The 24,764-nt window shown below is 71.0% G+C and carries 21 protein-coding genes; 5 read left to right on the top strand and 16 right to left on the bottom strand.

Going from position 1 to position 24,764, the window contains the following annotated elements:
* Positions 1 to 118 precede the first annotated feature (118 nt).
* From BJ964_RS19595 to BJ964_RS19565, 7 genes are all read right to left on the bottom strand, one after another.
* Entirely contained in the window at positions 119 to 1,249 is a 1,131-nt protein-coding gene (locus BJ964_RS19595; RefSeq protein ID WP_188122005.1) for a glycosyltransferase, read from the bottom strand.
* Complete coding sequence (locus BJ964_RS19590; RefSeq protein WP_188122004.1) at positions 1,239 to 2,219, bottom strand: glycosyltransferase family 2 protein; 981 nt, start codon at positions 2,217 to 2,219, stop codon at positions 1,239 to 1,241. The genes BJ964_RS19595 and BJ964_RS19590 overlap by 11 nt, the downstream gene beginning before the upstream one ends.
* A gap of 113 nt (positions 2,220 to 2,332) precedes the next feature.
* On the bottom strand, positions 2,333 to 2,728 hold the full coding sequence (lepB, locus tag BJ964_RS19585; protein WP_188127039.1) for a signal peptidase I: 396 nt from the start codon (positions 2,726 to 2,728) through the stop codon (positions 2,333 to 2,335).
* Positions 2,728 to 4,569 carry an ABC transporter ATP-binding protein gene (locus BJ964_RS19580; RefSeq protein WP_188122003.1) on the bottom strand — a complete coding sequence of 614 codons (1,842 nt, stop codon included), beginning with the start codon at positions 4,567 to 4,569 and terminating at the stop codon, positions 2,728 to 2,730. The genes lepB and BJ964_RS19580 overlap by 1 nt, the downstream gene beginning before the upstream one ends.
* Positions 4,566 to 5,099: a TlpA family protein disulfide reductase gene (locus BJ964_RS19575; RefSeq protein WP_188122002.1), complete on the bottom strand. Its 534-nt coding sequence runs from the start codon at positions 5,097 to 5,099 to the stop codon at positions 4,566 to 4,568. Before BJ964_RS19575 ends, BJ964_RS19580 begins: the two co-directional genes overlap by 4 nt.
* 4 nt (positions 5,100 to 5,103) lie before the next feature.
* Positions 5,104 to 5,634, bottom strand: coding sequence for a MauE/DoxX family redox-associated membrane protein (locus BJ964_RS19570; protein WP_188122001.1), 531 nt, complete (start codon positions 5,632 to 5,634; stop codon positions 5,104 to 5,106).
* Positions 5,635 to 5,706: 72 nt separating this feature from the next.
* Entirely contained in the window at positions 5,707 to 5,925 is a 219-nt protein-coding gene (locus tag BJ964_RS19565; RefSeq protein ID WP_188122000.1) for a hypothetical protein, read from the bottom strand.
* A 110-nt stretch (positions 5,926 to 6,035) separates the two neighbouring features.
* Here BJ964_RS19565 and BJ964_RS19560 point away from each other — a divergent pair, with 110 nt between their 5' ends.
* A complete protein-coding gene (locus BJ964_RS19560) occupies positions 6,036 to 9,098 on the top strand; it encodes an AfsR/SARP family transcriptional regulator (RefSeq protein ID WP_188121999.1) in 3,063 nt (1,020 codons plus the stop codon).
* Positions 9,099 to 9,163: 65 nt separating this feature from the next.
* Entirely contained in the window at positions 9,164 to 11,668 is a 2,505-nt protein-coding gene (locus BJ964_RS19555; protein ID WP_188121998.1) for an HAD-IC family P-type ATPase, read from the top strand.
* Between the two features lie 59 nt (positions 11,669 to 11,727).
* Here the strand turns inward: BJ964_RS19555 and BJ964_RS19550 are convergent, their stop codons facing one another.
* Genes BJ964_RS19550 through BJ964_RS19540 form a run of 3 tightly spaced genes read right to left on the bottom strand, consistent with a single transcriptional unit; the run spans position 11,728 to position 14,775 of the window.
* Positions 11,728 to 13,281, bottom strand: a complete 1,554-nt coding sequence (locus BJ964_RS19550) for a CotH kinase family protein (RefSeq protein ID WP_188121997.1) — start codon at positions 13,279 to 13,281, stop codon at positions 11,728 to 11,730.
* Positions 13,282 to 13,959 (bottom strand): DUF4956 domain-containing protein, encoded by a 678-nt coding sequence (locus tag BJ964_RS19545; protein WP_188121996.1) that lies wholly within the window; start codon positions 13,957 to 13,959, stop codon positions 13,282 to 13,284.
* Positions 13,960 to 13,962: 3 nt separating this feature from the next.
* Positions 13,963 to 14,775, bottom strand: a complete 813-nt coding sequence (locus BJ964_RS19540) for a polyphosphate polymerase domain-containing protein (protein ID WP_188121995.1) — start codon at positions 14,773 to 14,775, stop codon at positions 13,963 to 13,965.
* Positions 14,776 to 14,990: 215 nt separating this feature from the next.
* Between BJ964_RS19540 and BJ964_RS19535 the strand changes: the two genes are divergently transcribed.
* On the top strand, positions 14,991 to 15,674 hold the full coding sequence (locus BJ964_RS19535) for a hypothetical protein (RefSeq protein WP_188121994.1): 684 nt from the start codon (positions 14,991 to 14,993) through the stop codon (positions 15,672 to 15,674).
* A gap of 27 nt (positions 15,675 to 15,701) precedes the next feature.
* Here the strand turns inward: BJ964_RS19535 and BJ964_RS19530 are convergent, their stop codons facing one another.
* From BJ964_RS19530 to BJ964_RS19510, 5 genes are all read right to left on the bottom strand, one after another.
* On the bottom strand, positions 15,702 to 16,253 hold the full coding sequence (locus BJ964_RS19530) for a GNAT family N-acetyltransferase (RefSeq protein WP_188121993.1): 552 nt from the start codon (positions 16,251 to 16,253) through the stop codon (positions 15,702 to 15,704).
* A gap of 41 nt (positions 16,254 to 16,294) precedes the next feature.
* Complete coding sequence (locus tag BJ964_RS19525) at positions 16,295 to 16,858, bottom strand: RloB family protein (RefSeq protein WP_268248030.1); 564 nt, start codon at positions 16,856 to 16,858, stop codon at positions 16,295 to 16,297.
* 65 nt (positions 16,859 to 16,923) lie between these two features.
* Positions 16,924 to 18,183, bottom strand: a complete 1,260-nt coding sequence (locus BJ964_RS19520; RefSeq protein WP_188121991.1) for an AAA family ATPase — start codon at positions 18,181 to 18,183, stop codon at positions 16,924 to 16,926.
* A 54-nt stretch (positions 18,184 to 18,237) separates the two neighbouring features.
* Positions 18,238 to 19,098, bottom strand: a complete 861-nt coding sequence (locus BJ964_RS19515; RefSeq protein ID WP_188121990.1) for an ion transporter — start codon at positions 19,096 to 19,098, stop codon at positions 18,238 to 18,240.
* A 34-nt stretch (positions 19,099 to 19,132) separates the two neighbouring features.
* The gene (locus BJ964_RS19510) at positions 19,133 to 20,080 is read right to left on the bottom strand and encodes an NmrA/HSCARG family protein (protein ID WP_188121989.1); all 948 of its coding nucleotides are present in this window, start codon (positions 20,078 to 20,080) and stop codon (positions 19,133 to 19,135) included.
* Positions 20,081 to 20,238: 158 nt separating this feature from the next.
* Here BJ964_RS19510 and BJ964_RS19505 point away from each other — a divergent pair, with 158 nt between their 5' ends.
* On the top strand, positions 20,239 to 22,758 hold the full coding sequence (locus BJ964_RS19505; RefSeq protein ID WP_188121988.1) for a PAS domain-containing sensor histidine kinase: 2,520 nt from the start codon (positions 20,239 to 20,241) through the stop codon (positions 22,756 to 22,758).
* An 89-nt stretch (positions 22,759 to 22,847) separates the two neighbouring features.
* Here the strand turns inward: BJ964_RS19505 and BJ964_RS19500 are convergent, their stop codons facing one another.
* Positions 22,848 to 23,276 carry a cupin domain-containing protein gene (locus tag BJ964_RS19500; protein WP_188121987.1) on the bottom strand — a complete coding sequence of 143 codons (429 nt, stop codon included), beginning with the start codon at positions 23,274 to 23,276 and terminating at the stop codon, positions 22,848 to 22,850.
* Between the two features lie 195 nt (positions 23,277 to 23,471).
* Here BJ964_RS19500 and BJ964_RS19495 point away from each other — a divergent pair, with 195 nt between their 5' ends.
* Complete coding sequence (locus tag BJ964_RS19495) at positions 23,472 to 24,743, top strand: pyridoxal phosphate-dependent aminotransferase (protein WP_188121986.1); 1,272 nt, start codon at positions 23,472 to 23,474, stop codon at positions 24,741 to 24,743.
* Positions 24,744 to 24,764 lie beyond the last annotated feature (21 nt).

Genomic DNA, 24,764 nt, shown 5'->3' with positions numbered 1-24,764 from the left:
TGAGGTGACGCTCACGCCCGGAGCGCGCGGCACGGCCGTGCGGGCGCGGCGGGCTCGCGGGTGCGCCGCGGGACGGTCATGGTTCGGCGGGGCGGCGCAGGCCGTACCGAAACCGCGTCTAAGGACGACCCGGCAGCGAGGGTGACGTGTGGACGGCCTGGTCGTAGAGGTCTTCCAGGCGGGCCGTCTGGACATTGAGGTCGAAGTTCGTGGCCACGTGGGAGCGGGCCCGGGCGCCGAGGCCGCGGCGCAGGCCGGCGTCGCCGAGCAGGCGGGCCAGGGCGGCGGCGAGCGATCGGGGGTCGGCTTCCGGGACCAGCAGGCCGGTCTCGCCGTCGATGACGGCCTCGGGGATGCCGCTGTGCCGGGTCGCCACCACCGGCAGGCCGAGCGCGCCGGCTTCCAGGATGGTGGTGGGCAGGCCTTCGGTGTCGCCGTCGGGCGCGGTCTTGGAGGGCGCGGCCAGCATCCGGGACTCGGCGAGGTGCTGCTGGACCGATGCGGGTGGCCGGGTGCCGACGAAGGTGGCGTCGACGCCGAGGCGTTCGGCGAGGGCGCGCATCTCGGGCAGCAGCGGGCCGTCGCCGATGAGCAGGGCGCGCGGGCGTGGCGCGGTGAGCGTGGACAGGGCGGTGAGCAGGTCGTCCACGCCTTTCTTGGCGACGAACCGGCCGACGAGGACGACGTCCCAGCGTTTCGGGACGATCGGCGGGGTGGGCGGAACCGGTACGCCGGTGTGGTGGACGCGGATCCGGGCCGGGTCGGCGCCGCACTGTTCGGCGCGGGTGCGGATCACGTCGGAGACGGCGATGACGAGGGCGGCGCGGTCGAAGACGGTTCGCAGGTTGCGCCGGTAGCGCAGCCCGTGCAGTCCGGGGGCCTGCGGCTGCCTGGTGACGTCGTGGCCGTGCACCGTGACGACCAGCGGTGTGCCGAGCTGGCGGGCGCTGTGGCTGACCAGCCAGCCGTCGCCGCCGAAGTGGGCGTGCACCAGGTCGGGGCGGGCCTCGGCGAGGACGGCGCGCAGCCGGGGTGAGGCGCCGGTGAGCCGCAGCCGCAGGAAGTCGCCGCCGCCGTCCGGGAAGGTGATCACGTCGTCCGGGCGGGACAGCGCGGACCCGGCGCGGACGGCGCCGATGTAGGTGGGCTGCCAGCGGGTGAGCGCGTCGCCCTGGGCCCGGATGAACGTCTCCGAGCCGGGGAGCATGGCGCTGCGCCAGATCGCGACCCGGCGGCCGTCAGCCGACATCGACCGGCTCGGCGGTGGTGGCCGGGGCGGGGGCCGGGTCACGGCGGCCGACGATCAGGTCGCGCAGCCGGTGGCGCAGGGCCGGCGGCAGGGCCCAGATCTGGAGGTGGGTGAGGTAGTCGAGGGCGCGCGGGTCGCCGTGTTCGCGGGCTTCGGCGAGCAGTTCACGGAAGTGCCGGCCTTCGCGCGACGGCGCGGCCATCGAGCTGATCACGCTGAGCGTGAAGGCGGCGTACGCCCGGGGCGTGAACAGGTGCCGGTTGGCGCGCAGCCAGGCGAGCTGCTGCTCGTACGGGTTGTGCAGGCTGATCCGGTCGCGGTCCTCGTCCTGGTGCCAGAGCACGAGCGGCTGTTCGGCGTAGAGCAGTTCCACACCGTCCTCGCGGACCGCCCGCAGCGCCCAGTCGAGTTCCTGCTGGCGGCGCAGCCCGACGGTGAACGGCACCCGGCGCAGCAGCTCGGTGGGCGCCATGATCGTCGACGTCTGGATGAAGCCGTCGCCGTAGAACAGGCCGCGCCGGACGCAGAAGTACTCGCTGAGCGGCTCCCCGGCGGCGGGCAGGCGGCGGGGCATGACCGAGTCGGCGCGCGGGGTGCGGTTGATCAGCCGGCTGGCGACCACCGGGTAGCGGGCGGCCGAACCGGCGGCCAGCGCGAGCTGCACCTCGATCTTGTCGGGCAGCCATTCGTCGTCGTCGTCGAGCAGCGCGGTCCAGCGGCCGCGGGCCTCGGCGGCGCCGACGTTGCGGGCGTTCGGGGCGCGGCGGCGCTCCGGGACGACGACCACCCGCAGCCGGGGGTCGCCGATCTCGGCGAGGGCGTCGACGGTGGCCTGGTCGGGGCCGTCGACCACCGCGATGACCTCGAGGTCGCCGTGGGTCTGGCCGAGGGCGCCGTGGACCGCCCGGGTGGCGAGCAGCGGCCGGTCACAGGTCGGGATGACGACGCTGACGTCCGGTTCAGCAGGCATGTCGACTCGCTTACGCAGGGGGCCGGGCGTATTCGAGCCGACGCTATGAGCGCTGGGAGACCGGACAGTTAATGCCGGGCGGCGGGCCGCGTAACGGCCCGCCACCAGTGGTGTCAGCGATCGATCGGGCGCACCGTGACGGCGACGATCCGCTCGACCGGCACGCAGCCCCAGACCCGTGAGTCGAGGCTGTGGTGGGCGTTGTCGCCGCGCAGCACCACGGTTCGCGGCGGCACCGTGGCCGCGTCCGCCGGAATGCCCTCGGGCACCGGGTCGCCGGCCACCGCGGCCACCCGTTTCAGGTAGTAGCCGGGGTGGCCGTCCGGCCGCATCACCACGATGGCGCCACGTTCGACGGCGGCGCCGCTGATCCGGCGGGCCAGCAGCCGGTCGCCGGGTCGCAGCGTCGGCGTCATGCTGATGCCCTCCACGGTCACCACCAGGAACCGGCGCGCCGCCAGGACGGCGGCCAGCAGCACGGCGGCGGTCAGGGCCAGGGCGAACACCATCACGCCCCCTGCGGTACCGGCGCGTACCCGCTGGCCTGCTGGGCGAACAGCTCGGCGTACCGGCCGCCGGCGGCGATCAGCTCGTCGTGGGCGCCGGACTCGGTGATCCGCCCGTCGGCCAGGACCACGATGGTGTCGGCCTCGCGGACCGCGCTCAGCCGGTGCGAGATGATCACGATGGTCCGACCGTCGCGCCGGGCGCGCAGCTGCCGCTGCAACTCCGCCTCCGCCTCCGGGTCGAGCCCACTGCTGGGCTCGTCGAGGATCAGCAGGTCGGAGTCGTCGCGCAGCAGCGCCCGGGCGATCGCGATCCGCTGCCAGCCGCCGCCGGACATGGTCACGCCGGTGCTGTCCGGGTCGGCCGAGTCCGCGTGGATCCGGGTGAGCAGGGTCCGGTAGCCGCGGGGCAGCGCCGTCAGCCGGTCGTCGACCCCGGCCCGGGCGGCCGCGGCCCGCAGCGCCGGCAGGTCGTCCATCCGGGACAGGTCGCCGACGCCGATGTTCTCGGCCGCGGTCAGGTCGTACTCCATGAAGTCCTGGAAGACCACGGTCATCCGGCGGCGCAGGGCCTCCGGGGGCAGGCCGGCCAGGTCGGTGTCGTCCCAGCGGATCGTGCCGCGGGTCGGCTCGTAGAACCGGCAGAGCAGTTTGATCAGGGTGCTCTTGCCGGCGCCGTTGAGGCCGACGATCGCGACGGTCCGCCCCCGCGGGATGGTGAGGTCCACCCCGCGCAGGGCCCACGGGTGCTGCTCGTCGTAGCGGAACCACACGTCCCGCAGCCGGATGCCGTCAGAGAGGCGGGGGGCCGGTCTCTCCACGGCATCCGGCTGCGGAATCCGCACCGGGTCGGCGATCCCGGCGTCGGTGGCCACGTCCCGGTAGTGGCGCAGGAGCAGCAGTCCGGCGTACGCGCCCGCCGCGACCCGGACCATGACCGCGATCATCGTCTGCACGCCGAGCAGCGCGGCCAGGGCGAACGACACCCCACCCACGCCGACCGCGCCGGCCGACGCCTGCCGGGCCACCATCACCAGGCCGAAGGCGATCGAGCCGGTGGCGCAGACGGCGAGCAGGGCCTGGCCGCGCAGCACCCGGCTGTCGAGCCGGTTCTCGGCGTCGGTGGCCGACCGCAGCAGCGCGGCCATCCGGTCGTGCAGATATCCGGTGAGACCGTAGACGCGGATCTCCTTGGCGGCACGCACGTCGGTCTGGAGCACCTGGAAGCTGAACGCCCGCCGCCAGGCCGGGCTGAGCTGCCAGGCCAGCCCGGCCCGGGCCCGGCCCAGCCGCGCCTCGACGAGGAGGGTGGCCAGCCCGACCAGCGCGACGGTGGCAGTGATCAGCGGGTCCACCGCGATCAGCGCGACGGTGAAGCCGGTCAGCGTGATCGCGGCCTGCCCGAGTTCGGCGGCGCCGGTGACCACCTGCGACGGCGCGGTCTGGGCGGCCTGCTCGCCGAGGTCCAGCCGGTCGTGCAGGGCCGGGTCCTCGAACGGGGCCAGCCCCGGCAGGCGCCCGGCGGCCAGGAACAGGTTGCGCTGTGCCAGCAGGTCGACCTCCCGGCGCAGACGGCTGGCGAAGTAGTGGCCGACGTCGCCGGCGACCGTCGTGGCCAGCAGCGCCACCGCCAGGGCGGCCAGCAGCGGCACGGCGAGCCCCCGGCCGGCGGCCATGCCGTCCAGCAGCGTCTTCGTCAGCCAGGCGACGGCCACCGGCGCGAGTCCCTGCGGCACGAGCACTACCAGGTAGGCGAGAAGCCCGGCCCGTGACGCGGCCCAGGCGAGCCGGGTCGCGAGCGTCAGATCACGCCACAGGCTCTCGCGCGGCGCCGGGGCGGTCACCCGGAAACCTGGGTCAGCAGCCGGGCGACGGTGTGCGCGTTGGCGGCCACCGCTCCCCCGCTCAGCTGCGCCATGGACGGGAACCGGTTCACCTCGAACGTCTTGCACAGCCCGTCACCACCGTCCAGGACCACCGGCAGATCTCCGGTGACCTCCAGGAACGCGGCGGCGTCCGCGGGCGAGGGCGCCTCGATGACGATCAGTGCGGGCGTGTCGTCCATGGCGCGCAGGAAGCGCGTGAAATCCGGAAGCTGCTCGGCGCAGGGCGGGCAGCCCACCGAGAAGAAGCCGATGAGACCGCCGTCGCGCAGGTCGGCGGCGGTGACCTTGCCACCGGTCGTGGTGGCCGCGGTGAACTCGGGAACCGCGGTGCCCACCGACGGCTGCGCGTTCGAGGCCCCGTCGTCGGCGGACAACTCGGTGAAACGCTGCTCGTGATCCTTCAGCCGGCGGATCACGCCGACCGTCAGGATGAGGTTCAAAACGGCGACCACGCCGACGACGACGGTGACGCTCAGCTGTGCTGCCATGGTTTCAACTCCGGGATGTGGGTTGAGGGGTGTCGAAGACGGCGAAGATCTCGGTGAAGCGGACGGCGACCATCGCGGCCGGCACGGCGGCCAGCACGGTCGGGAGCACCTCGGCGAGCCGGAGGGTCTCCGGGGTCGCGCTGACCGCGCCGAGCCCGGCGACGGTCAGCAGCAGCAGGTTCCGGACCACGTGCAGCGGGCCGTACGCCTCGGGGGTCCCGCCGAAGCAGTGGCAGTCCGCCCGCCGGCCGGCCCGCAGCACCGCGACGATGCCACCGGTCAGCGCGGCCAGCAGGGCCAGCGCCAGCAGGAACCCGGGCCGGGCCAGGCCGGGCACGGCCATGGCGGCCACCACGCCCGATTCGGCGGCCACGGTCAGCACCGCCAGCGGCCGGACCGCGGCGGCCGGGACGAGCCCCAGGTCACCGACCGAACCTGCGAAGGCTCGCCACGCGGCCCGGGAGCGCACCTTGCCGGCCACCGCCGCCGCGAAGGTCAGGCCGAGAACGATCTGGCAGAAGAGTTGAAGGCTCATCGGCACCCCCGGTAGATGTCGCTGGAGCGCGTGCCACCGCCCCCGTGCGGCGGTGGCACGCGTCTTCTCGGATCAGCCGCAGCAGAGGCTCGTCTTGGAGCAGGTGTCCGTGCAGTTGGGCTTGTAGGTGCACTTCCAGATGGCCCGCATGTCCTGGCCGTACTGGTAGCTGCAGTTCGCGTCCCTGGCGGTGTGGCAGAACTGGTAGCTACCGGAACAGGCCGCCTGCGCGGTCGCCTTCGGCACGAACATGGTGAGCATCCGGTCGGCAACGGTTCGCATCGCGCGCACGGGTGTCTCCTCTCGTTCCTGGTCGCGGGCGACAGAGCGCCCCCGAAAACACACGGACATCGGTCGATGTCCGTGGTTTGTACGATGCGGACCATGTCTTGCCAAACGCCTTGCCAAACGCCTTGCCGGCGCTGACCGCACGGTTCGCGGTGCTCGGCCCGCTGGTGGCGGAGCATCCCGAACCGGTGGTTCCGGGCCGCCGCCGCGAGCGCTGCCTGCTGGGTGTCCTGCTGCTGGAGGCCGGCACCGCGGTTCCCGTCGACCGGCTGCTCTCCCTGCTGTGGGACGACGATCCGCCGCCGTCGGCGCGGGCCGCCCTGCACAGTCACGTCGCCCGGCTGCGGACCGCCCTCGGTACGCCGGCCGTCCCCGCGCTGCGCCTGGTCCGGACGTCGAACGGCTACCTGGCCGAGGTGGATCCGGAGCTGGTCGACGCGTTCCGGTTCCGGGCCCTGGTGGAGCGGGGCCGGGCCGAGCGTGATCCGGTCGGCCGGGCCGGCGTGCTGCGGGAGGCGCTCGCCCTGTGGCGCGGCCCGATCCTGGCCGGGGACGCCTCCGACCGGCTACGCGACCGGGTCGGCGGCCAGTTGCACGAGCTGCGGCTCACCGCGACCGAGCTGATGGTCGACGCCGAACTGGATCGTGGCCGGCACGCGGAGATCACCGGCGAACTGATCATCCTGACCGCCGAGCATCCGACCCGGGAGCGGCTGGCCGCGCAGCTGATGCTGGCCCTGTACCGGTCGGGCCGGCACGCCGACGCGCTCCAGTTCTTCCAGACGTTCAGTGACCGGCTGGCCGCCGCCCTCGGCGCCGACCCCGGCACCGAGTTGCGGCGTCTCAACACGGCGATCCTGCGGCACGCTCCGGAGCTGCGTCCCGACCCGGCCGCGGCCGGTGAGTCGCCGCTGCCGATGGCCCGGCCCGCGCTGCTGCCGCCGGTGGTCGCCGACTTCACCGGGCGTGGCGCCGAGGTGGAGCGGCTCCGGTCGGCGCTGTCCGCTCCGGCGCCCGGCGGCGCGCTCCCGGTCGCGCTGATCACCGGGCCCGGCGGGGTCGGCAAGAGCACCCTCGGCCTGTACGTCGCGCACCTGCTGGACAGCCTCTTCCCCGACGGCGTGCTCCATGCGGGGCTGGGCGGCGTGCATCCGGCGCCGGCCGAGCCGGCCGAGGTGCTCGGGCGCTTCCTGAACGCGCTGGGGGTGACCGGCGGGACCGTTCCGTCCGGTCTGGACGAGCGGGTCGACCTGTACCGCAGCCTGCTCGCCGGCCGCCGGGTGCTGGTGGTGCTCGACGATGCCCGGGACCTGGCCCAGCTGCGCCCGCTGATGCCCGGCTCGGCGACCTGCGCGGTGCTGGTCACCAGCCGGCGCCGGCTGGGCGGCCTGGCCGTCGCCGCCCGGGTGACGCTCACCGTCCTCGGCCCGGACGACGCGGTCCGGATGCTCGGCCGGATCTGCGGCGCCGCCCGGGTCGACGCGGAACCCGCGATCGCCGCGGAGATCGCCGGCCGGTGCGGGTTCCTGCCGCTGGCGATCCGGGTGGCCGGCGCCCGGCTCGCCGTCCGGGCGCACTGGCCGCTGCGCCGGCTGGCCCAGCGGCTGTCGGACGAACAGCTGCGGCTCGACGAGCTGGCCGTCGACGACCTCGCGGTCCGGGCCAGTTTCGCGGCCAGCTACCGCGACCTCAGCGCCGAGGGCCGGCGGGCGCTGCGCCGGCTGGCTCTGCTCGACGCCCCGGACTTCGCGGCCTGGGTCGCCGCCCCGCTGCTGGACGTGCCGTACGACCGGGCCGAGGATCTGGTCGACGAACTGGTGGACACCCACCTGCTGGAGACCGTGGGCGCCTTCCGGTATCGGTTCCACGACCTGATCCGGCTGTTCGCACGGGCGCACGCCGACGAGGAGGACGAGCCGCGGGAGCGGCAGGACAGCGTCGAACGGGCCCTGCGGGAGTGGCTCACGCTGGCCGGGGCGGCGGCCGCGCGCCTGCCGTACCGGCTGCTGAGCCCGATGGCGGAGACCGAGGGCAAGGGCGGTGTCGCGCTGTCGCCGGCCGAGGTGGAGGAGCTGACCGGCGACCCGTTCGCCTGGCTGGCCGGCGAACGGGCGGCCCTGGTCGCCGCGGTCCGGCAGGCGGCCGCGGCCGGGCTGAGCGGCGTGGCGTGGCGGCTCACGTCGGTGTCACGGGACCTTTTCGACCAGCGTGACCACAACGACGAGTACCTGGCGGCACACCGGGCGGCGCTGGCGGTCTGCGAGCGCGAGGACGACCGGCTCGGGACGGCGGTGATCCGGTACGGCCTGGCCTGCCGCGCCCTCGCCGACGAGGAGATCACCCTGGACCGGGCACTGCGCCTGGCCGGGTCGGCGCGGGCCGTCTTCACCGCGTTCGGTCATCCGCGCGCCGAGGTGGACACGATGGTGCTCGTCGCGACGCTGCGGCGGCGGCTCGGTGATCATGTGGTCGCACGGGAGATGCTGGAGGAGTCCGCGGTCCGGGCCGCGCGGGCCGGCAATGCGGCGGCCGAGGCGGCGGCGTGGCGCTCGCTGGGTGTGATGCACCGCGAGCAGAACCGCATCGAGCAGGCACGGGACTGTTTCACCGCGGCTCTCGAGCTGGCCCAGCGGCACGGGCTGCCCGATGTGGAGGCGTTCGCCTACCGGGGTCTGGGTGTGGTGCACCGCGAGTCGGGTGACTTCGCCGCGAGCCAGACGGCGTTCGAGGAGGCGCTGGAACGGTACCGGCGGCTGGGCCAGGACTCCGGGCAGGCGTGGGCGCTGCTGGATCTCGGGCAGCTGCACACCCGGCGCGGCGATCCGCGGGCCGGGTCCGCGCTGCGGCGCGCTCTGGCGATCTTCGAGCGTGGTGGGCTGTCGGCGCAGCACGCGATCGCGCTGCGGGCACTCGGCGAGCTGCGCCTGGCCGAGGACCGGCCCACCGACGCGGTCACCCACCTGCTCGCCTCGCTGCGGATGTTGCGGATCCTGCACGAGCCCTGGGGTGTGGCGCTGTGCCTGTCCGCGCTCGGCGCCGCCCATCAGCTCGCCGGCGACCACGCGCGGGCCCGGACCGCCTGGGTGGAGGCGGAGCAGCGGTTCCGGGAGGTCGGCAACGACAGCGAGGCGCAGCGGATCGCGGCACAGCTCGCGGAACTGCCGGAACCGGACTGATCCCGGCGAAACCGATCGCCGCCGGCCTGCCGAAATGTACGGTCAGGCGCGGGGACTGCGATCGAATGGAACAGCTGATGCTCGCTCCGGCCGAAGGGCTGACCGGGGCGGAGGCCGAGGCACGGCGCCGGCGGGGCGAGGCGAACACCGCCGTACAGGGCGGATCGCGCGGTTACGCCGAGATCCTGCGTACCAATGTCTTCTCGTTCTTCAATCTGATCCTGTTCGTGATCGGCGCCGCGCTGCTGGTGCTGGGCCGCTACAGCGACGCGCTGATCAGCGTCGGCCTGGGCCTGATCAACGCGGTGCTCAGCGCGGCCCAGGAGATCCGGGCCAAACGCAAGCTGGACCGGCTGCAACTGCTGGACCGGGCCGGGGTGCTGGTGATCCGCGACGGCCGGGAGACCGAGGTCGCCCCGGACCAGGTGGTTCGCGGCGACGTGCTGCGGGTCCGCCCCGGCGACCAGATCGTGGTCGACGGCCCGCTGCTCGACGGCGGCCGCCTGGAGGCCGACGAGTCGCTGCTGACCGGTGAATCCGACCCGGTGGTCAAGCATCCGGGCGACGACCTGCGCTCGGGCAGCCTGTGCGTGGCCGGCGACGGTCACCAGCTGGCCCGGGACGTGGGCGTGCACAGCTACGCGGGCCGGCTCACCGCCGAGGCGCGGCGGGCCACCACCGACAAGACGCCGTTGCAGCGCAGCATCGAGTTCATCGTGCGGCTGGTGATGGCGCTGGCCGTGCTGATGAGCGGGGCCATCCTGGCGCAGGCGGCGCTGGAGGGGTTCAGCGTTCTGCGGGTCGTGCAGATCACCGCGGTGCTGTCCGGGCTGGTGCCGTACGGGCTGTTCTTCCTGATCGCGCTCGCCTACACCGCCGGCGCGGTCCGGATCGCCCGCACCGGCGCCCTGGCGCAGCAGGTCAACGCGGTCGAGTCGATGACCAGCGTGGACGTGATCTGCACCGACAAGACCGGCACGCTGACCACCGGGCAGCTGGCGCTGGCGGAGATCGTCCCGCTGGGCGATCACGAGTACGCCATGGCCGCCGGGGCGCTGGGCGGGCTGGCCCACAACGCCACCACCCCGAACCTGACGGCCATGGCGCTCTCCGGGGCGCTGAGCGGGCCGGTCTGGGAGGTCCGCGACGAGGTGCCGTTCTCGTCGTCGCTGCGCTGGTCGGGCCTGGTCGCCGAGGAGGGCGCGTGGGTGCTCGGCGCGCCGGACGCGCTGGCCGGGCGGCTGCTGCGCCCGGTGCCGGCCGGCGAGATCACCGACCGTACCGGGCAGGGGCTGCGGGTGCTGCTGCTGGCACGTGCCGAGGATCCGGAGGGTGGGCTGCGCGACGCGGCGGGGCGGCCCGGCCTGCCGGTGCTGGAGCCGGTCGCGCTGGCCGTGCTCGCCGACGAGCTGCGTCCCGAGGTGGCCGCGGCGGTGGCCCGTTTCCGGTCCGACGGGGTGGAGCTGAAAGTGCTGTCCGGCGACGATCCGCGTACCGTCGCCGCGATCGCCGCCCGGGCCGGGATCACCGGGGACGAGCCGGTCACGGGCGCCGCCCTGGACGACCTCGACGACCCGGCGCTGGACCGGCTGGTGGCCGGCACCAGCGTGTTCGGCCGGGTCGCGCCGGAGCACAAGGAGCGGATCGTGCGCTCGCTGCGGCGGCAGGGCCGGTACGTCGCGATGGTCGGCGACGGGGTGAACGACGCCCGCGCCCTCAAACAGGCGCAGGTCGGCGTGGCGATGCGCAGCGGCAGCACGGTGACCCGGGACGTTGCCGACATCGTGCTGGTCGAGGACGACTTCTCGGCGCTGTCCCCGGCGCAGTACGAGGGCCGGCGGATCATCAACGGGATCGGGATCTCGCTCTACGTCTTCCTGTCCCGGGTCGCCAGTCAGGGGCTGGTCATCCTGTCGGTGACGATGCTGGGGCTGAGCTTCCCGTACTCGCCGACGCAGGTGGGCCTGACCCTGTTCACGGTGGGCATCCCGACGGTGTTCCTCACCTTCTGGGCGGAACCCACCAAGCCGGACCCGCATCTGCTGCGCAACCTGGTGCGGTTCGTGGCGCCGGCCGCGGTGGTCACCGCCACCTTCGGCACGGCCATCTACGCCGTGTTCTACACGCTTGTCACGCACGGTTTCGGCTCCGGGCGGGCCCCGGAGCGGATCATTCACGAGTTCGAGCGGACGACCGGCCTGACGTACGGCGTCGACGCCGACTTCACCGAGGCCTCCGCCACCATCCTGGCGCAGACCGGGCTGTCGACGTTCTTCTGCTTCGCGTCGTTTCTGCTGATCCTGTTCCTGGCGCCGCGGTCCCGGGTGTTCGCGGCGTGGACCGAGCCGACCGGCGACAAACGGCCGTCGTGGCTGGTGCTGGGCCTGATGGTGGCGTTCGGCGCGGTCCTCTGCGTACCGTTGCTGTGGCAGTATTTCGGCCTGATGGGGCCGTCGAAGGCGGTCTTCTTCGTGGTGCTGCCGACGCTGGTCCTCTGGTACCTGACGTTGACCGTGGTGTTCCGGCTCCGCCTGTTCGACCGCCTGCTCGGCCTCGAAAACCCCGTTTGAGAGCGGATTTTGTACGCCGAAAGCGCGCTCGGGCCCACGATGGACCCGAGCGCCTCCTGTCAGCCGGTGATGATCTCGTTGGTGACCAGGAACTGCGTGCGCTCCCGGATGAGCGTGCGCAGGTTCTCCGCGTCGGTGGCGGTGGACTCCGCGTTCGCCCCGTCGACCGTGCCGATCACCTCGGTGATCGCGTCGAGGGCGTTGAGCGCCGACGCGTTCCCGTAGATCTTGTTGAACAGTTCCTTGTAGGCCTTCCGATAGGTGTCCTTGTAGGCGGCACTGGCGAGGAAGCGCTCCTTGAGCTTGTGACCGCCGAACCCACCGCGCCCACCGCCCGGCATCTGCCCACCCTGTGGCATCTGACCGCCCTGCGGCAGCTCCATGCCCTCGGGCGGCTGGAAGTCACCGCCACCACCGCGCATGCCGCCGCCGCCCATGCTCACCGACTCGGCCGGATCCTGGGTGGCGGAACCGGACAGGGTCAGGTTGTAGTCCCAGCCGACCACCGAGAACCTCTTGGCGTCCAGGTCGTACCAGAGGTAGTAGTTGCGGCCCGGACCGGCCATGTCGTCGAAGTTGACCAGCAGGTTCTGGATGGCCGCGTACCGGGCGAACGACGCCACGTCGACGTGCTCGTCCAGGTGCTCGTCGAACTCGGCGTCGCCGGCCGTGTTGACCCAGCGGATCAGGTCGATGACCGGCTGGAGGTCCTGGCTGCCCTTCTTGTTGATCTGCTTGAAGTCGTCGGCGTACTCGGTCGGGTCGTCGCCCTGGTCGGTGAACTGGCTGGACGCCATGCTCTTGTAGAGCACCCCGTTGCCGCCGATCGCGTCGGCGAAGTTCTCGTCCGGGTGCTCGACGATGAGCCGGGCCGTGGCCGGGCGGTCGTTGACGGTGAAGCTGGTGTAGGCGTACCGCTGGGTCACCTCACCGGCCGCGGCCAGCACGTTGAGCGAGACGGCCTCGTTGAGGACCGCCGCGCCGCCGCCCATGCCGCCGACCCGCACCGCGATCTCGCGGTGGCCCTGGTAGCGGCGGCCCTCGACGAACTCGTCGAAGCGGATCAGCCACGGCAGGGTTTCCGGCTCCTCGGTCTTGAGCGAGGTACGCCCGCCACCTCCGCCCATGCGGAAGCCGCCGCCGCCCTCCGGGAGCCCGCCCTGGGGCATCGCACCCTGGGGCATCGCACCCCGGCCGCCGCCGAACCCGCCCTGCCGGGCCTCGCCGTCGCGGGTGATCCCCTGCAACGTCGAGTTGCCCTTCAGCCGGATGCCGACGCTCGGGACGGTGGTGCCGTCGATGGTGAGGTCGGCCTCCAGGTACTCCTTCTCGCCGTCCTTCCAGAACGAGTCGAGCAGCTCCTCGTACGCCTCGGTCCGGTATGTGATCTTGATGGTGTGCGCCCTGGTCGCGTCGAACAGGTCGGTGGTGCCGGCGATGTTCACCGACACCTCGTCGCCGCTCTCGTCGCTGGCGCTCGTGACCAGCGGCGCGACCCGGACCGTGCTGAACACCACGGCGAACGCGAGCAGCGTGGCAGCACAGGTGGCCAGCAGTTTCCAGTAGTGCCGGACCCGTACCGGGATCCGGTGGGCGATCCGCCGGGGCAGCATCTACAGGTCCGTCTGGTCGTACCCGGTCAGGACGGTGACCCGCTGCCCGCCGGTCCGCTCGCCCAGCTTGGTGATCAGCTCGCCCGGCTCGGTGCCCTTCTTCAACCGGACCGTGTACATCAGCTCGGTGAGCGCGCCACCCCGGATCGACTCGATGCTGACCAGCTCGAACTCGCTGGTCAGGCCGATCAGCACGTCCTGGATGTTGTTGGTGTAGTTGCCGTCCGGCGGGACCTGCACCTTGACCACCTGGCGCTGCACGTTGGCGGCGAACCAGTTGAACCGGTACATCACCAGGATGATCAGGCTGATCGCGACCGCGGCCACGATCGCCAGCGTGTAGAAGCGGGTGCCGGCGGCCATGCCGACGCCCATCACCAGGAAGATGAACCCGACGTCGCGGGTCTCCTTGATGGCGTTGCGGAACCGGACCACCGACAGCGCGCCGACCAGCGCGAACGCCCGGGCGATGTTGGAGCCGACGACCAGCATGATCAGTGCGATCAGCATGCCGAGGATGACCAGCGTCTGCACGTACGACTGGGAGTACGACACGTTGCGGTGGGTGAACCGGTAGACCCAGGCGATGAACGCGCTGAGCAGGAACGACAGCGACAGCGCGATCGCGATGTCACCGACGCTGAACGTGCCGGACAGATCCTGTACTTCGAATGGCATGGGTCAGACCTCAACGGTTTCGGAATCAGGGATGTGGAAGATCGACCGCGGGGCACGGCCGAACGCCTCGACGCTCTGGCAGTACTTGGAGACCCGGACCACCGACATGTTCAGCCGCGCGGCCAGGTCGGTGAGCCAGTACGGGACCCGCTCGTTGGCCTTGAACTCGACCACCGACAGCCGGGCCGGCACGATCAGCCGGTTCTCCGCGTCCGCGGCGAAGTCGAAGTCCCGGTCCCGGCCACGGATCCGGGAGTCGACGGTGACGCGCAGGCCCACGTCGGCGTCCCGGCCGACGTACGCCTCCCGCTGGTAGCCGGTCATCGCGACCGGCCGCAGGTCCAGCAGCGAGATCAGTTCGAGGACCTCTTCGAGGAAGGCGGTCTGCGGCGGGTCGTGCTCGACCATCCGCCGGCCGTCGCACAGGTCGCGGGCCAGGTGGTACGGCATGGCCACCCGCCGTTTCTGGGTGACCCGGTTGACCCGCTGCTTGATCTCGACGTGCACCGTCGTGTCGTCGCCGACGTTCGTACGGTCGCCGTAGTGACGCACCCGCAGCTTCCGCCGGAACCTCAGGCCCTCGATCTTCTCCCAGTAGAACCGCAGGTCACGGGTGTCGTAGTAGGTGCTCCACACCCCGTACCCGCCGTCGGCGCCGTGGCTGTCGGAGTCCATCCGCCCGGCCAGCTCCGCCCGTAGCCCGGGCAGCTGCTCACTCGGCACCAGGTACTTGATCTCGTACCGGTTGAACGAGTGCAGGCTACTGGGAGCCCGCAGGGCGTGACCGGCGTGATCGTCACCGAGCAGTCGATTCATGCCTGTTATCTACGAGGAGCAACGACAGAGCAAGCTCGATGACTCCTGTGAAGTTCATGGGAACGGCGGATGAACCCCCGATGGACATACTCCCCCGGCGGTAGGAGCCGCTACCACGCCGGGCTCTGATTATGATCATCGACCGGCTTGCCTCTGCGCGGCACGCCGTCTACGTTGACGGAACATCGTTTCCCTCAATGGAACAGGGGCCACGGATGCTCAGTACGCTCTTCGGCCTGATCACCGTGGCGGAGACGGTCATGCTCGGCATGGTGATCGCGTTGCGCCGCCGGCAGCCGGACTGGGCGCTCGCCCTCCTGGCCCTGGTCCTTCTCGGCCTGGTCTGGGACAACGCGGTGATCGCGATAGGCGCCACGGTCGGCGAGGGCGACACCCTGGAGGCCCTCTCGTTCCCCCGGTACGCGGCACACGGCGTCCTCGTACCGCTGCTGATCATGGTCGGCGTGGGCCTGGCCCGCCGCTACGACGTCCGCTTCTTCACCGGCGCGACCGCACCGGCCGCCTTCGGCGCGGTGACCGTCCTGCTGATCACCATCGGCATCTGGCTCGACATCGTCACCCTCGACCTGGAGCCCACCCGCTACGCCGGCACTCTCCGCTACACCAACGCCGCCGCCCACGGCCCCCCGATCCCGGCGGTGGCCACCATCCTCATCCTGATCGCCATCGGCGCCCTCCTGCTGGCCCGCACCCGCTGGCCCTGGCTCCTGATCGGATCGATCGCCATGTTCGCGGCCGCCGCGGCCGCGGTAGCCGGCTTCTGGATCGGCAACGTAGGCGAACTCATCCTGATCCTGACCATCTGGTTCACCGCCACCCGGCGCATGAACCCCCAGCCGGCTGTCAGCGCCGCATCAGGCCCCTCCAAACAGCACTGAGAGCCGGACCTCGACCACGAAGGAGCTCTACCGGGTCATGATCCAGGTGGGGAACGGGGAACTGAACTCGCTCAGGACCCGCCAGCCCGCCCGGCGGTAGAGGTCGACGTTGGCGGGCTTACTGGTCTCCAGCACCGCCGGAAGTCCGTCCTCAGCGGCCCGGCGCAGACCGGCGGCCATCACCGCCCGGCCCCAACCGCGGCCGGCGCTCGCCGGGTGGGTGCCGAGCACACCCAGGTACCAGAACGGCTCCCCGGGAAGCGCGAGGTGAACCGCCTCGTCGTACTCCTTCACCCGCGCCAGCGCATCGGCGGGCAGATCCATCTCCGCGGCCGGGACGTCACCGCCGGAGGGCGGCTCCCAGATCGCCACCGACGCCCCGCCGCCGATCGTCCAGATCGTCCCCCGGCCCACCCGCTTGTCGAAGAGGTGGCCGAAGAAGACCGCCGCCTGAGCGGGATAGTCCTCCGGATCCGGGCAGATGAACCGCAGTACGGGATCCTCGGCAAACGCCGCCACCAGCGATGCGACAACCCGCTCCCGATCAGCGGCCCGGGCGATGGAGATCTCCTCAGTCACGGAGCGACATCCTACCGCTCGCGCAACGGCATCCTAGGAGGCTAGCCATCTGCCGGGATGGCTCCGTCCCCTTCGACGGCGTCCAGAAAACGGAACATCCCCGACGACGGGTTGTCGCCGGGGAACGTCGTTCGATCTCTCAGATGCCGCTTCTCCAATCGCGCGGCCCGCTCGGCCGCCGCCTTCCGCAACGGCATGTACGCGGCGGCGTCGATGCTCTTGCCCTTGCGCCCGTCCAGCCTCCGGCTCTCGCTCTCGGCTCTGGCGGTGTCGAGGAACTGCGTGTGATCGGCGTGGTGGAGCATCAACCAGAGCTCGAAACAGGGATTCGAGACCGCGAACCTGACCCCGGCGCGCTTCGCCAGGTCGATGGCCTCCGCCAGATGTGGATGGTGCTTCGGCCATTCCACGTCGAAGAGGCACCAGCACTCATCGACCTCGGGATCCTTGAACCTTTCGGCCGCCATCCTCACCAGGGTCAACGGGGTGCCCTGCTTCGGGTGGATCTCGATGTTCAGAGCGGTGTTGCGAATGACGTGCGGCAGGCGTTTCAGCCCGTTCACGTAGTCGGGCTCGGAATTCCTGCCCTCACAGAAGACGACCACCGTACGCAGTTCGGGGCGTTTGCCGGCGGTCCGGCCGAGAGGTTTGCCGCCTCTTCGCCGGGCGTTCAACCGATCAGCCCGAGCGCGCGCAGGAGCTCGGTCTGATCCAGTTGCGGTAGGGCGCCGAAACGGCCGTGGAGATAGGCGTTCTCCAGGTTCTGCGACCTACGGACCCGTTCACCCGCGAAGTCGGCGAGGGCCCCCAGTCGCGTGCTGCCGTCGGGGCGCTTCTCGGTCAGCCACACCTCGTCACGGTTGAGGTGATTCAGCAGGCTGGTGTCGTGCGAGGTGAAGACGAGCTGCGCACCGTGCGGGTTGATCGTGGGATCCGCGAAGAGTCTGAGCAGCTCGGCCGACAGGGTCGGGTGGAGGCTGGCGTCCAGCTCGTCGAAGACCATGAGCGAGCCGTGCCGAAGCGCGGTCAGCACGGAGGGGATCAACCCGAACCAGGTCCTCGTCCCCTCCGACTCTTCGCGCAGCTCGAATGCCGTGCGGCCCACCGCGCTCTTGTGCAACAACCTCAGGGAAGCAGTCGAAGAAGCAATCGAATCGGGCAAACGAAACGGGCCGTCGACAACCTCGACATCTTCGATACCCAGATCAGCGAGGCGCAACATGGCCACGGCCTTTTCACGTTCTGCGAGTGAAGCGTCGTCGACCGGCCCGTAGCGGCCCACATGCCAGATGTCGAATTGCCCATCGACCCATCCCCGAAGCTTTGCCAAGAGCGACCCATGCGAGTTCGAGCGGACTCCTTGGGAACGGATCCGGATCACTTCGTCGGAGAAGCGGGTGACCGAGGGCTCGTCGAAGCGTCTGGCCACGGAAAGCGCCAAGGTCCGATCGGTAAGCAACTCCCTGGTGCCGGAGAGAGCTCCAAGACCCCTTTGCAAGGTGAGGCGAAGACCCTCACGTTCGAAGATCCGGCGGCGTTTCCGCTCCGGATAGTGGAACAGCGCCTCATAGATGACCGCTTGAGGGCCGATCTCCAATGCGTACTCGAATCGAACTCCGTCGATCATCGCTTCCAGCACGAACTCACTGGAGCCCGACTGTTCCGCCCCGAGCCGGAACGGCTCGACCGGGATGTCGTCGCCCCATTCACGGAGGGACAGCTCGACCGCATCACGGAGCCAGGTGATCGCGGCGAGCAGGTTGGACTTTCCGGAGGCGTTCGGCCCGTAGACGGCGGCTCGGGTCAGCAGGCTCTCGCCAAGGCGTGGCTGGTCACGGGCCGCGTCCCGGTCCCGATCGATGGCGACCATCGACAGCTCGACCGGCTCGGCGATCGAACGGAAGTTGGACACCTCGAAGCGGATCAGCACAGTGCCAGCTTACCCGCGTCTATGATGCGGATAGAGACCTGTTTTCGCGAATTCTCAACGAAAACTGCGGGGTGATGGCACCTCGGGTGCTCGTTCGAGCTGGCGTTCCAGGGTGTCGAGGGCCTCGCGGAGGACGGCTATCTGGCGCTGGGGAGAGTCGTCGGCCGGGATGGGGGCGCCTCGGTGTTTGCCGTCGGCGGCGGCGCGTTCCGCCTCGTGAGCCTCCTGGAGGGCGGTCAGGACGAGGCCGACCAGCAGGTTGGTGAGCAGGTAGCAGGCGGTGACCATGAAGGAGACGTAGTACGGCACCGCCCAGCCGGTGATCTCGCGGCCGGACTGGAGGATGTTGGTGATGTCGTCCAGGGACAGCAGCAGGAAGAGGCTGAGCATGGCCTGGCCGACGGTGCCGTAGCGGTCGGGCTGGGCCGTGCCGAACAGCATCCAGCCGAGCATGGCGTAGGCGTACAGGACCAAACCGGTGATCAGCAGGAAGCTGCCGAGGCCGGGGAGGCTGCGCCGGATGCCGACCAGGATGACCCGCAGGCTGGGGAAGAGCCGGAAGGCGCGGACGATCCGGGCCAGCCGGAGCAGGCGCAGCAGGGTCACGTTCTCCCGGACGCCGGGCAGCAGCGGGGCGGCCAGGATGAGCATGTCGAAGAGGTTCCACCGGTCGCGGAAGAACGCGGACGGCCGGTCCAGGCAGGCGCCGAAACGGATCAGCAGCTCGACCAGGAAACCCGCGACGCAGAGGTGTTCGATCAGCCGCAGAAGCGGGCCCGCGGCGGCCTCGATCCCGGAGTAGGTCTCCAGGCCGAGGCACGCCGCGTTGAGCACGATGACCGTGAATCCGGCGATGCTGAACCAGGGCGCGCCGACCACGGCGAGACAACGTGGGGCAAGGTCCCGAATCAGCACGCCCGCATCTTATGCGGTGGTTCGTACCGCTATGTCATGCGGTGGGGATGGTGTGACCGTTCTCGGCGAGCCACTGGTCGAAGGTCCGTAGGCCGGGGTTGAGGCGGCGGACCTCGTCGAGGTCGCGGACGCCGGTGAAGTAGTCCTCGAACTCGGTGTAGTACTGGAGCATGTTGCCCGCCTCGTCGCCGCCCGGGAAGCCGAGGCCACGGTAGGCGTCGTGGGTCAGCGGGCGGTAGACGACCCGCTCGCCGACGGCCCGGGACAGTCCGGCCGCGATCTGCTCGCCGGTCAGGTGCTCGCCGGCGATGTGCACGGTCCGGCCCACGTACTCGTCACCGGCCTTGAAGATCCGGTAGGCCGTCTCGCCGATATCCTCGACCGCGATGCCGGCCAGCCGGCTGTCGCCCATCGGCAGGCTCAGGGTGAGAACGCCGTCGGCGTCGCGGGTGGCGCCCCAGCCGTTGGCCAGGTTCTCCCAGTAGAAGGTGGTGCGCAGGAAGGTGGCCGGCACCCCAGCCGCGCGGAACAGGCCGTCGGCCTCCGCCTTGGCGTCGAAGTGCGGGACCTTGTACTTCTCCTGGAGGGTCGGCATCCGGTCGTCGTGGACCGGGATGTGGTCGCGGGTGTCCTCCAGCGTCGACCAGATCACGTGCCGGAGACCCGCCTGCTTCGCGGCGTTCGCGAGGTTGGCGGCCTCTTCGAGCTCCCGGTCGGCGGACATGTGCGCCCAGAAGTTCGTCACCAGATAGGCGCCGTACGCCCCGGTGAACGCCCGTACCAGGCTCTGCTCGTCGTAGTTGTCCGCCTGGACCACCTCGGCGCCGAGCTTGACCAGCTCCTGCGCGCGGGGCGAGGTGGTATCCCGGGTGAGGGCCCGGACCGCGTACTCACCGCTGGGGTCGGCCAGGATCGCCTTGACCAGTCCACCGCCCTGGGCACCGGTGGCGCCGACGACCGCGATGATCTTCTGCTGACCCATTTTGATCACTCTCTCCGCTTCCCTGAGGGCCCGGTCGGCCTCTCGTGACCCGCTCAACCGCACTCAGGGATCGATAATTCCCGATCGATGGAGACCGTCGTCACGTCCGATCCCCATCTCCCTCAGCGGTCGCGCCGGGTTGCCGATCGGTTTCTGTGATGGGGCGTGACAACAAGCCGGTCGCCGCACCGGGCCGGACCGACGGCCCGGCGCGCGCCGACCCGTACGCCCGGGAGATGGCCGCCCTCCGCGCCGAACGGGACGAGGCCCTGCGCGCCGCGGGCCGCCTGCGGGCCGTCCTGGACAACGCACACGACGCCTTCGTGTCGATGAACGCGGACGGCGTGATCATCGCCTGGAATCCGGCCGCCGAGCAGCTCTTCGGCTGGACCGCCGCCGAGGCGGTGGGCCACCCGGCCACCGAGCTGATGATCCCGCCGCCGATGCGGGAGGCCCACGAACGGGGCCTGGAGCGGGCCCGCCGGTCCCGGACCTCCCATTTCGCCGGGCGGCGCCTCGAGTTCACCGTCGTCGACCGGTCCGGCCGCGAGTTCCCGGTCGAGATGACCCTTCAGACGCAGTACGAGCGGGGCAAGCCGGTCCACCACGCCTTCCTGCACGACATCACCGCCCGTACCACCGCGGGGGTCGAGCTCAAGCGGGAGCGCGCCTATCTCCAGGCGCTGCTGAACAGCCTGGACACCGGGGTGGCGGCCTGTGACAGCGACGGCACGCTGGCCCAGTTCAACTCCGCGATGCGCGAGATCCACGGGCTCGGGCACCAGCCGATCGGCCCGGAGTCGTGGGCGGGCACCTACCACCTCTTCCGGGCCGACGGCCGTACCCCGATGGATCCGGAGGAGGTGCCGCTGGCCCGCGCCTTCGCGGGCGAGATCGTCTCGCACGAGGAGATGACGGTCATGGCCCCGGGCCGGCCGCCGCGCTGGTTCCTCACCAACGCCCGGCCGATCGACTCCCCCGACGGTCACCGGCTCGGAGCGGTGGTGGCGATGCACGACATCACCGACGCGCACCGGGCCGAAGTGCTGCACCGCTGCCGGTACGCGGTGGCCCGCGCGCTGTCCGAGGCCACCTCGGCCCGGGACGCCGCGATCGCCGCCGCCGCCGCGATCGCCGCCGAACTGGACTGGGCCTGCGGCGAGTACTGGGAGGTCGACGAGGAGCGGCACCGCATCGACCGGGTCAGCTCGTGGGTCCGGCCCGGAGCCGACCTGGCCGATTTCACCGGCGACGCCCCGCTGGCGTTCGGCATCGGGCAGGGACTGCCCGGGGCGGTGTGGGCGACCGGAGCCGACATCTGGAGCAGCGACCTGCTCCACGATCTCCCCGAGGCGGGGCGGCTGCCGATCGCGTACCGACTGGGGCTGCGGGCCACGATCGGCATGCCGGTGCACAGCGGCGCCCGGGTGACCGGGGTCCTGGCGTTCTTCACCGACATCGACGGCGCCCGCGACGACGACATCCTGGCCATGCTGCGCGACGTCGCGGCTCAGATCGGCCGGTTCGTGGAACGTCGCCGCACCGAGGACCTGACCCTCGCCCTGGCCGCCGCGCGGCGGGATTTCAACCGGGTGATCGAGCAGGTCAACGACTGCTTCTGGACGGTCGAGATGATGCCGGACGGCTCGGTCCGGTCGGTCTACTCCAGTCCCGGGGCCACCGGCGTCTTCGGCGGCGCCCTGCCCACCGACGCCGACATGGCCGACACCCTGGCCGAACGGATCCACCCCGACGACAGGGTGGCGTTCCTCGCCTACCACGAGCGGATCGGCACCGGCGAGCCGGCCGAGTTCGAATGCCGGATCATCGGGTACGACGGCCGGACGCGCTGGGTGTGGACCCGGGGCGTCACCCGGCACGAGGACGGCCACCTGTACGTCGACGGGATCAGCACCAACGTCACCGAACGGCGGGAGCTGGCCGATCAGCGTGAGCTGCTGCTGGCGAAGGAGCAGGAGCAGGTCCGCCGGCTGCGCGAGCTGGACCGGATGAAGGACGAACTGGTCGCCGTGGTCAGCCACGAGATGCGCAACCCGATCGCGATCATCGCGGCCCGGACCGAATCGCTGCTGGACGAGCCGGAGTTCGCCGGCCGCACCGAGCTGGTCTCCATCGAGCGGACCAGCGCCCGCCTGATGCGCCTGGTCGAGGACCTGCTCGACCTGGCCCGTTTCGAGAGCGGGCCGACCGTGCTGGACCCGCGGCCGCTGCGCCTGGACCGGCTGCTGCGCCAGGCCGTCGAGGAACACCGGCTCAGTGCGCCGGTGGACCTGGTCACCGAGGTCGACAGCCTGCCGATGGTGGCCGGGGACTCCGCCCGGCTCCGGCAGGTGCTGGACAACCTGCTGTCCAACGCGATCAAGTACACGCCGCTGGGCGGCACGGTCACGGTCGGCGCCCGGGAGGACGCCGACACCGTGACGGTGACGATCACCGACACCGGCATCGGGATCCCGCCCGAGCAGTACCCGAAGCTGTTCACCCGCTTCTTCCGGGCCAGCACCGCGATCGATCACAAGATCAAGGGCACCGGGCTGGGCCTGGCGGTCACCAAGGCGATCGTGGAGGCGCACGGCGGCACGATCGCCGCCGAACCGGGGCCGGCGGGCGGCACCCGGTTCACCGTGACGCTGCCCCGCCAGGACCCGGCCGCGTGACCCTGCCGGGGGTGGTGGCCGACGCCCTGGTCGAGCAGGCCGACCTGGGCTCCCGGGTCGGTGGAGAGGGCGAACGGGTGGTTCGGGGGCTATCGCGCGCAGCCGGGGTCCGGGGCGTCGACGGAGAGCGGGACACCCTTCGGGGAGACGTAGACGACGTCCAGGACCAGCGGCTCGCTGCCCCGGTTCTCACCCAGGTGGGCGCGCGGCTCCTCCGGGGCCTCCATGAGATCCTCCCCGGCCCGGTACCGGTGCACCGTGACGCAGTCGGACATCCGGTGGGTGAGGGTGCCGGCGCGCACGTTCGCGAAGACCAGGCCGGGGTGCCGGTGCCAGCCGGTGGCGCCGCCGGGCCGGATGGTGATCTCGCGCAGCTCGTAGCCGGTGTCCTTCACGGTCCACTGCCCGATCACCTTGACGGTCACCCCGTGCCCCGGTGTGGCGTACGCCGGGCTCGCGGTCATCACCGCCCCGAGCACGACGACACCGCCCAGGCAGATCCTGATCAAACCGCGCATTTCCACCACCCTTGTCACGACAGCCACCTGGAGGGAGAACGAGCAAGTTGATCATCGGTGGCGGGCGGTCTCCTTTCCTGTGTTTCCTTACCTGAGGGTTAAGCCTCACAGCGCATTGATGATTTTGTGAACGATCCGGAGGGCTCCCCCGTACTCGGTGGCGGCACCATCACCGAGGGGTTCGGGAGGATCACTGTGGCACGGACCGGAATCGATACGTCGATGCTGCACAAGGGCTCACACAGCGCGTCGTACTTCGACGTGACACGGGCCGCCGGTGAAGGCGTGGAGATCGTCGACTTCTGCATCCCGTGCAACCCCTACTTCCCCACACCGGAGATGTTCGACGAGCTCACCCGGGACCTCAAGAGCATCCTCAAGTACTACCCGAGCGACTCGGCCACCATCACCAAGAAGCTGGCCAGCGTGCTCGGCCTGCACCCGCAGACGGTGGCCATGGCGAACGGCTCGACCGAGCTGATCACCTGGATCGACCACCTGATGATCAAGGAGAGCGTGGCGATCCCGATCCCCACCTTCGGCCGGTGGACCGACCAGCCGATGGAGACCGGCAAGCGGGTGGACATGTTCCCGCTCCAGGAGCGCGACGGCTTCCGGCTCGACCTGGAGGAGTACGTCGAGTTCATCCGGGAGCGCAAGTCGCGGGTCGCGGTGGTCTGCAACGTGAACAACCCGGACGGCCACTACATCCCGCGGCGCGACGTGATCCGCTTCATGGACGCGCTCAGCGACCTGGACCTGGTCGTGGTCGACGAGTCGTTCATCGACTTCTCCGACGCCGAGCGTTACCCCTCGGTCGGCCCGGACGCGGTGATCCGCCCCAACGCGGTGGTGCTCAAGAGCCTCGGCAAGAACTTCGGCCTGCACGGCATCCGCTTCGGCTACATGCTGGCCAACCCGGCGATCTCCGGGAAGATCGCGAAGATGCTGCCGAAGTGGAACCTCAACTCCCTCGCGGAGAAGGTCGTCCACATGATCCAGGAACACGAGATGGAGTACGAGGAGAGCCTGCGCCTGCTCAGCCGGGACCGCCGCTCGATGGGCCGCGAGCTCCAGCGCATCCAGGGCATGACGGTGTTCCCCTCGCAGGGCAACTTCTTCCTGGTCAAGCTGCCGAACGAGTGGTCCGGCGTGGCGCTGCGCGACTACCTGGTCGCCAACCACGGCATCATGACCCGCGAGTGCGGCAACAAGCTCGGCATGACCAGCCAGTTCATGCGCCTCGTGGTGCGCCCGGCCGCCGACGTGGACCGCCTGGTCGACGGCATGATGGAGTACGCGCAGCGCTTCCACAGCCGGTCCGCCTACGACAGCGACCCGCTGGAGAGCGCCGGCCGCCGCTGGGCCGAGCCGGCGTACGAGGAGCAGCCGGACAACCTGATCCCGTACCCGGGCCACCGCGGTGGCGGCGGCGACTACACGGCACGCCGGGCCGCCGTCGGCTGAGGCCCGCAACGGACGTCGCGC

This window comes from Actinoplanes lobatus (assembly GCF_014205215.1).
Classification (GTDB): Bacteria; Actinomycetota; Actinomycetes; order Mycobacteriales; family Micromonosporaceae; genus Actinoplanes; species Actinoplanes lobatus.
The sequence above is the reverse complement of the archived record's forward strand: the minus strand, read 5'-3'. Positions and strand labels throughout refer to the sequence as shown.